This is a genomic window from Streptomyces candidus, assembly GCF_014207445.1.
Lineage (GTDB): Bacteria > Actinomycetota > Actinomycetes > Streptomycetales > Streptomycetaceae > Streptomyces > Streptomyces candidus.
This window is the reverse complement of record NZ_JACHEM010000028.1, coordinates 36,749-45,707: the sequence shown is the minus strand read 5'-3', so window position 1 is coordinate 45,707 and position 8,959 is coordinate 36,749. Positions and strand designations below refer to the sequence as shown.

The 8,959-nt window shown below is 71.1% G+C and carries 4 protein-coding genes; all 4 read left to right on the top strand.

The window, feature by feature from the left end; translation table 11 throughout:
* The coding region (locus HNQ79_RS30960) for a phosphopantetheine-binding protein (protein ID WP_260421887.1) at positions 1–752 on the top strand (752 nt) is incomplete at its 5' end.
* A gap of 371 nt (positions 753–1,123) precedes the next feature.
* A complete protein-coding gene (locus HNQ79_RS30955) occupies positions 1,124–1,879 on the top strand; it encodes a thioesterase II family protein (RefSeq protein ID WP_179764384.1) in 756 nt (251 codons plus the stop codon).
* Between the two features lie 373 nt (positions 1,880–2,252).
* Positions 2,253–5,156: a helix-turn-helix transcriptional regulator gene (locus HNQ79_RS30950; protein WP_185036298.1), complete on the top strand. Its 2,904-nt coding sequence runs from the start codon at positions 2,253–2,255 to the stop codon at positions 5,154–5,156.
* Positions 5,157–5,903: 747 nt separating this feature from the next.
* On the top strand, positions 5,904–8,684 hold the full coding sequence (locus HNQ79_RS30945) for a helix-turn-helix transcriptional regulator (protein ID WP_185036297.1): 2,781 nt from the start codon (positions 5,904–5,906) through the stop codon (positions 8,682–8,684).
* Positions 8,685–8,959: the final 275 nt, after the last annotated feature.

Sequence of the window (8,959 nt, the reverse complement as noted above, 5' to 3'; positions counted from 1 at the left end):
GTGTGAGTGAGGCGGATATGCAGCGGCTGGCCCGCTCGGGTATGCCTCCGCTCTCCGTGGAGCAGGGCCTCACCCTGTTCGACACCGCACTCGCCGGAGAGCGGGCCCTCGTACTGCCCGTGCGGCTGGACCTGGCCGCTCTCAGGACGCAGGGTGAGATACCGGCTCTGCTCCGCGGGCTGATCCGTACGCCGTCCCGGCGGGCGGTGACCGCAGCTCCGCAGTCGGCCGAGTCGCTCGGTCAGCGGCTGAACGCCATGCCGGAGGAGGAGCGGCGCGACGTTCTTCTGACGCTGGTCCGCGATCAGGCGGCAGCGGTTCTGGGGCACGCGGGCGGGTCGGCGGTAGGGGCCTCACGGCAGTTCCAGGAACTGGGCTTCGACTCCCTGACAGCGGTGGAGTTCAGGAACCGGCTGAACGCGGCCACCGGGCTGCGCCTGCCGGCCACCCTGCTCTTCGACTACCCCACCCCCGTCGCCGTCGTGGACCACCTGCGGTCCCGGCTCGTGACGGAGGAGGCCGGCGGCGCCGGATCGGTGCTTGCCGTGCTCGACCGTCTGGAGAAGGCGATCACGGAGATGACGGTCGACGCGCAGGAGTTCAAGCACGTCGCCGGACGGATCGAGGTGCTGCGGACGAAGTGGGCCGAACTGCGCCGGGAGTCGGCGAACGACACCGGAGAGTTCGACCTGGAGGCGGCGTCGGACGACGACGTGTTCGCTCTCCTGGACGACGAACTCGGACTGTCCTGAACCGCGGAGGCTTCGGGCAGGGGCGGACCCCCCCGAAGCCTCCGCCCACCGGGGACTTGCAGGCGGTTCGTGCCCTCACGAGGGGGTTCCGTCACCAATGTCCGCGCAGAGACTAGGGAATTTCCCACTGTCCCGCCTAGTGGAATGGGGGCGTCGGCCACCGGGTCGGCAGTACCGGCCGGCGAGGCGGGCGACGTCAGTCGTCCGTCCGCTCTGTTCGGCAGGAGCACCGCATGGAACGTCGGCGGCATCGGCGCGGGCAAGGTGCGCGCGGTGTGCGGCGTTCCGGCGCGCTCTCGTGACAGTGGTCCGGTCCCCGGACCGCTGCGCGGTTCAGGGCGTCCGGCCCAGCTCTAGGAGGATGCAAGACGATGACGACCTCCACCGAGGAGAGTCTCTGGGCACGGTGCTTCCATCCGGCACCGGACAGCTCGGAGCAACTCTTCTGTTTCCCCCACGCGGGTGGCTCGGCGTCTTTCTACTTCCCGGTCTCCGCTCAGCTCTCCTCCGTGGCAGAGGTGTTCGCGGTTCAGTACCCCGGCCGTCAGGACCGGCGCAAGGAAACCAGCCCCGGCGATCTGGAAGTCCTGGCCGACCAGGTCTACGAGGCGTTGCGCAAGCAGCTCAGGGCCCGGCCCACCACGTTCTTCGGGCACAGCATGGGCGCGACGATCGCCTTCGAGGTCGCGCGGCGTTTCGAGGCCGACGGCGGTGAACTCTCCCATCTGTTCGTCTCGGGCCGGCGCGCACCGTCCCGCCACCGCGACGAGAGTGTGCACACACGCAGCGACGACGGCATCGTCGCGGAGCTGAAGCTGCTGTCCGGTACGAACACGGCGCTGCTCGGTGACGAGGAGATTCTTCGGATGATCCTCCCCGCGATCCGCAGCGACTATCAGGCCATCGAGACCTACCGCTGCGACCCGGACACAACGGTACGGGCCCCGATCTCGGCGCTCACCGGCGACAGTGACCCGAAAACCTCGCTGGACGAGGCTGAGGACTGGAGCCGGCACACCACGGGCGCCTTCGATCTGAAGGTCTTCCCCGGCGGGCACTTCTACCTGAGTGCACAGGCTCCGGCGGTGATCGCGTTACTGCGGAAACATCTGTCCACCGGCAGGTGAGCGGCCGCCCGTCCGGGTGAGCGCTCCCCGGGGGCGTCCTCTCGTCCGGTGGCGTCCGGTCCGCCTTCTCGTGGGGGCCGTCGGCCGGATGCCCGGCCGCCAGTGCTGCCCGCACGGCCGGTGCCCGTGCGACCGAGCCCAAACACGGCTCCCGTACGGCGCGTTGGTCACCGGCGCGAAGGGCACTCGACCAGTTCGCGTCAGGTGTACGCCGCATTCCGGGCGGCGTCGCGTGATCTATGGTGCGGGATTTTGTGATCATGTAATCTCACGCCCGTTCATCGTTGCGTGTCAACTGCTTTTGCGGGATGGGGCGGAAAGCGGCGACGTGTGACTGCGCCCGTCGCGTTCCCCGAGAGGCGAGGAGACCTCGATGCTGGAACAGGCCGACCTCTCCGGTTTGTCCAGCGCCCTGGTCGGGCGCAGTCATGAGCTGCGGGTTCTGACCCGGCAGGCCGAGGCCGCACGCTCCGGGCGCGCGGGGCTGGTGATCCTTTCCGGTCCCGCGGGCATTGGGAAAACCAGCCTTCTCCAGGCGTTCCTCAACAGCGACACGTGCCGCGGCATGACGGTGCTGAACGGCTCCTGCGGCGAAGTTGTCGCGGGGACGGGGTACGGGGGCGTGCGCGAGCTGTTCGGTTCGCTGGGGCTGAGCGGTGCGGACGCCAGGAGCTCCCCTCTGCTGCGCGGCCCCGCCCGTCGTGCTCTGCCCGCGCTCACCTCCGGACAGATCGACCAGGAAAACCCCAGCGCCTCCGCCTCCTATCCGACGCTGCACGGGTTGTACTGGTTAGCGGCCAACCTGATGGTGGACCGCCCGCTCGTCCTTGTGCTCGACGACGTGCACTGGTGCGACGAACGCTCCCTGGCCTGGGTGGACTTCCTGCTGCGGCGCGCGGAGGAACTTCCGCTGCTGGTGGTGCTCGCCCACCGCAGTGAGGCCGAACCGGTCGCCCCCTCCGTGCTGGCCGACATCGCGGCGCAGCGCAGCCCCACCATGGTGAGGCTGGCGCCGCTCACTCGCGCCGCCGTCGGGCAGCTGGCGCGGCAGGTCTTCCGGACGCCGGTCGCATCGGCTTTCGCCGACCGCGCCGCCACCGTCTCCGGCGGCAACCCCCTCAGGCTCAGCCGGCTCCTGGGCGAGCTGCGCGCCAGGGGCGTGCGGCCGGACGAAGAAGGAGTACGCAGAGTCGCCGAGGTGGGGGCCTCCGTGATCGCGTCCTCCGTGATCGCGCTGCTGGACAGCCTGCCCCTGTGGGTGCGGGAGGTGGCGCGTGCCATCGCGGTCCTGGGCGAGGAGACCCCCGAGCTGGTCGGCATGCTCGCCGAAGTGCCCCCCGGGCGCGTCGCACAGGGCATCGCCGTACTGCGGCGTGCCGAGGTGCTCGCGGCGGACCGTGCGGACCTGGCGCACGACGTGATCCGTGCGTCCGCGCTCGAACCCGTCGGCGCGGAGGCACTGGCCGAGCTGCGCACCAGAGCCGCGCTGCTGCTGAGTGACGCCGGGCGGCCCGCCGAGGAGGTCGCGGGCCGGCTCATGCTCCTGCCGGCCCTCACACAACCCTGGATGCCGACGGTGCTCCGTGAGGCGGCTACCCAGGCCGAGGGGAGGGGCGCGCCCGAAGCCGCCGTCCGCTATCTGCACCGGGTGCTTGAGGCGGAACCGGACAGTGTGCCGATACGTATCCAGCTGGCGGCATCGCTCGCGGAGACCAATCCGCCGGACGCCATCCGGGTGCTCGAAGAGGCACTGGGCCTGGCCGACGACGTACGGACCAGGGCCATGGCCGCCGTGCGGTACGGCATGGTCTGCCTGGCCGTTCAGCGCTCGCCCGAAGGCGTGCGGGTCCTCGAAGCGGTTCTGGCGGAGCTGGAGGCCGAACTGGGGCCCTGCCCGGACCCGTCCGACCGTGAACTGCACACACTGGTCGAGTCGACCCTGCTGATCGTGGGGTCGGACGAGAAGTCGACCGTCGCCGCGACGCTGGACCGGGCCGCGCTGCTGACCGCGCCTCCCGGAGACACGCCCGCCCAGCGCCAGATGCTCGCGATGATGACCGTCCTGTCCGCGATGGACGGTCGCTCGGCGGAACAGACGGTCGAGCAGGCCCGTCGCGCGCTCACCTCGCCCGGGGGTGAGCCGGAGGCCTGGTCGTCGCTCGCCTCCTCCTTCGCCCTCAGCCTCGCCGACGAGGTCGAAGGGTCGCTGGGCGCGCTGGACCGCACGCTGGAGCGCAGCCAGGAGAACGCCGCGGTCTGGACCTTCGTGCTCGCCCTGTCCACCCGCGCCCTGGTGCTGCACGGAGCGGGCGCGTTTCCCGACGCGCTGGCCGATGCGCAGACCGCGTTCGAGATCGTCGGAGCGGAGAAGTGGGGGAGCGGCAGCGCACTGCCGCAGATCACGTTCGCGACCCTCCTGGTCGAGCGGGGAGAGGCCGAACAGGCCGAGACGGTGTTCCGCGGGATCAGGCGCTCCGGTCTTGAGCGGTACGTACTGCAGTACCACCTGAGTCTGATGGCGCGGGCGCGGGCCCGCTGGGCGGTCGGTGACTGGGACGCGGCTCTCGCCCTGTATCTCGAATGCGGCCGGTCCCTCGATGAGTCCCGGTTCAGCAATCCGGTCTTCGCGCCCTGGTGGTCCGAGGCGGCCTGTCTGCTGGCGGTCATGAACCGGGGTGACGAAGCGGGCGAGATGACCGAGTACGGCACCGAACTGGCCCAGCGCTGGGGCACACCGCGCGCACTTGGGCTCGCCGCACTCGCCCGCGGAGCGATCACCCCCGGCGCCGCGGGCATCGAGACGCTCACCGAAGCGGTCGCCGCCCTGGCGGAGTCGCCTGCCAGGGCGGATCACGCCAAGGCCGAATTCATCCTCGGCCGCGCCCTGTTGAAGACGGGCGACCACCGCGGCGCGCGGGAGCATCTGCGCACCGCCACCGACCTCGCGCAGCGCTGCGGGGCCCTGGCGCTCGGTGGCGCCGCGCGCAGACTACTGGTCACCGCGGGCGGCAGGATGCGGAAGATGAGCGCCTCGCCTCTGGACATGCTGACCGGAATGGAACGCAGGGTGGCGGGTCTCGCCGCGGCCGGCGCCAGCAACCGCGCCATCGCGGAAGCCCTGTTCGTCACCGTACGCACTATTGAGACGCATTTGACCGGTGTCTACCGAAAGCTGGGCGTGAGTGGGCGTACCGAACTCGGGGCCGCGCTGTGCACACCGGACATCCCTGAGGGGCCGCGTCCCGGCCGGGCATCCGAATCACGTTGGCGACGCTGAGGCGAACGGGCGGGGCGGTGCGTGTGACTGGCCAGAACACCGATGATCCGACTGTGCGACCCCTGGAGCCGGCATGCGGGCCGGACGGCTACCGGGGAAGTGCTTGTCCGCCTGGACAGCGCCGTGCGCGCAGGACACCGGTCTTCCCGTCCGCCGCCCCGGACGAGGGGCGCTGGGGCTGGGCGCCCCGGGTGGGGCGGCCGGGCCGCGCGAGGCCGGACGTGCTGTACGCGGCCGTCCGGCATGTCGGTAAGACCGGGCCGCGACCGCTCTGTGCCCGGCCGGCCCCGGCTCCGGGCCGGGAGCGTGACCGCCGGTTCGATCGATCCATGACATCGTTGCCTAACCCGGTCGAGGCGGTCCCGAGAAGCCGTCCGCCCACGGGGCGGACGTGCGGTGCCCGGCCCGTGACGCGGGCCTGTCCACCGCCCCCGCGCCGGACGCCGACGGTGGGCCACCGGCCGGGTCCGCCGAGCCGGCCGGTGGCGACAGCGTCCGGCTGCACGGAACGAGGGGAGACACCGGTGGCCGCCACCCCGCCCCGGCGGTCGAGCAACCCACGGAACATTGGCCGGGGCGCGGCCGCCTGCACCGTCCGAAAACAGACCAACCGGGAGAGCGCGGATCGGCTCTCCCAGGACGGATGCGTGATGCACCCGCTTTCGGGGGTTGCCCGTCGAAAGCTCGGTGTCACCGGGCGTCAGGAACTGTGTGTGCAGCTGAGGGACATGAGAGATCGGCCGAGCGATGCTTCTTGAGCGGGAAGGAGAGCTGGACCGGCTGAGAGCCGCGCTGCGAGCCGCCCAGGAAGGCGACTCCTCGGTGATCCTGCTGGCGGGGCCGCTCGGCATCGGCAGAACCGCTTTGCTGCGCGAACTGGCCCGTACGGCCTGCGCCGCGGACGTACGCGTCCTGCGGGCGAACGCCGCCCCGATGGAGCGGGACTTCGCGTTCGGCGTGGTGCGCCAGCTGCTCGACAGTCTGCTGTCCGGCGCGACGGAGACGGAACGCAACCGGTGGGCGCGGCGGCCCGACCGCGTGGCCCGGCTGATGTCCGGCGTCGACGATCTGCCGACGGTGCACCCGCCCTCCGCAGCCGCGTTCGAGGAATGCCTGCACGGCCTGCGCTCGCTTCTGGCCGACGTCAGCGAGCACACCCCGCTGCTGATCCTCGTCGACGACCTCCAGTGGGCGGACTCCTCCTCCCTGCGCTGGCTCGCCCGCCTGGCCGGACAGTTGGAGGGTCTCCGGGTGATGCTCGTCTGGACGCTGCTGGACGGCGATCAGGGAGCGGACCCTGCCCTGGTGCGTCAGCTCGTCGACGCCACGCGGACCCTGCGCCCCGCCGCGCTGTCGCGCGACGCCGTCCGGGCCATGATCCTCGAACGGTGTGGCGTGGCCGGACACGAGGAGTACGTACGCGCCTGCCATGAGGTGAGCCGCGGCAACCCGCTGTTACTGACATCGCTTCTGCTGGGCATGGAAGCACAGGGCCACACTGTGGCCGACGAACACGCCGACCGGGTGCGCGCCCTGCGGCCCGCAGGGCTCCGGGAGCGGCTGGCGAGCCATCTGCGGACCCGGCCACGTGTGGTGCGGGAGGTGGCCGTGGCGGTCTCCGCCTTCGGCGGCCAGGGGGACCCGGCGCTCATCAGGGAACTGGCCGGAGTGGACGAAGACGGCTTGGGCACAGCGCGGCGCGCGCTGCGCGAGGCGGGACTGCTCACCGACGCAGGCGAACTGCGCTTCGTGCACCGCGTCGTGCAGGACGCCGTGGAATCCACCTTGACGGTGGCCGAGCGCGAGCGGCGGCACGCCGCCGCCGCGGACCTGCTGTACACCAACGGCCGTCCCACCGAGCAGATCGCCGACCACCTGATGGCCACCACCGCCATCGGTCGTCCCTGGGCGACGACAGTACTGCGGGCCGCGGCCGCCACCGCGATACGGCAGGGCGCGCCCGAGCGTGCCGCCCGCTATCTGCGCCGGGTGCTGCTCAGCCACCGTGCCCAGGGTCACGCCCGGGCCGGGCTGCTGGTCGAACTGGCCACCGCTGAGGCGGACTTCGACCCCGAGGCCTGCCGGCGCCATGTCGTGCAGGCCATCCCTCTGCTGGCGACGGCACGCGACCGGGCCGTCGCCGTCCTGCGTATACCGCCGCCGCTGCTCGGCGCGGTGCACTCCTCCACCACCGAGCTGCTGCGCAGGGCCGCCGAGGGACTCGGCCCGCACGCCGGACTGGACGGTCCGACGCGCGAGCTGGGACTGCGACTGGAAGCCCGGCTGCGGCACTACGGGCACGAGAACCCGGGCGAACTGGCCTCGTCCATGGAGCGTCTGCACGGGCTGGGGCAGGAGCCCCCGGTGTATTCCGCGGCCGAACGCGAACTGATGACCGTGCTGCTCTTCTCCGCCACCCTCACCGGCCGCCTGCCGGCGGCCGAGGCGGCTCGCACGGCCGGCCGGATCCTGGAGCGCGAGCCGGTCGCATCGGGGTGTGCGAACACGGTGCTTCCCCTGGTGGTCGCCACGTTGTTCGCCGCCGAGTCGGTGGAGACCGTGGCTACCTGGCTCTCCACCGAGCATCGGAACCGACGGCGCAACCCGGCCGGTGCCGACGCGGTGCTCCTCTTCGCGGAGCGGGCGTTCGTCCTGGTCTCGCAGAGCAAACCCACTCTGGCCCGCGAATACGTCGAGCGCGCTCTGGCGCTGCCCGACGCCAACTGGCGTGAGGTGTCCACGATAATCCTGTCCTCTGTGGTGCTCGAACTGCGCGATCCGTTGCTCAGCGAGCAGGTCCTGGCCAGGGCCGGGCGGCGCAGGCCGACGGGTCTGGCCCTGACGGCCTCGCTGCGGATTCTGCGGGCATCGGTGGACGCCCAGCGGGGCCTGCGGGCGCAGGCGCTGGAGAGTCTGCTCGCGTGCGGTCGGCAACTGGACGTATCGGGATGGCGCAATTCGGCGCTCTTCCCCTGGCGCCCGCAGGCCATCGGTCTCTATCAGCGCCTCGGTGACTCCCGTTCCGCGCTGCGGCTCGCCGAGGAGGAACTCGCCTGGGCCCGTTCGTGGGGGGCACCCGCCGCGCTGGGCCGCGCCCTGCGGCTGATGGGCTGGCTGCAGGGCGCCCAGGGCGTCCCCCTGCTGCGCGAGGCCGTCACGGTCCTGCGCGATTCGTCGTTCGGGCTCGAACTCGCCAGGACGCTCGTACTGCTGGGACGGCAGCTGGGCAGCGGCCCCGAGGCGGAGGTCGTGCTGCGCGAGGCGGGCACCCTCGCGGCGGCCTGCGGTGCCCCGTGGCTGGTCGAGCGGGCGGAACACGGTCTGGGCGCCCCCACGGAACCGAAGACCGCGATCCTCACCCGCAGCGAGCGCAAGGTGATCACCCTGGTGAGCCGGGGCCTCACCAACCAGGAAATTGCGGATGAATTCGGAGTGAGTTCACGGGCCGTAGAGAAACATCTGACGAATTGCTATAGGAAACTTGGCATCTCGGGCCGCCATGAGCTGGCGGACACCCTCCCCGCGTAGGTTCCCGCGCTCAACTGTTAGCGGCATGTTACAGAAAGCCGTACCTGCTGTTTCGCATGGCCCTGCCCGGCTCACCGCCGCCAACCTCAAGAGAACCTCAAGTCGGACCGAATTGGGTGGATGCCGCCAATGCGGCATGTCGAGCACTTCCTGTCCCGGTGCCTTCGCGGACCACCGAACCATCCATGCTTGGGACCACAGCTTTAGCTATGCGAAGAGGGGGCTTGTTGACGTCCAACCATGCCACTACCTACTCTCCATTCGGTAACGGATAA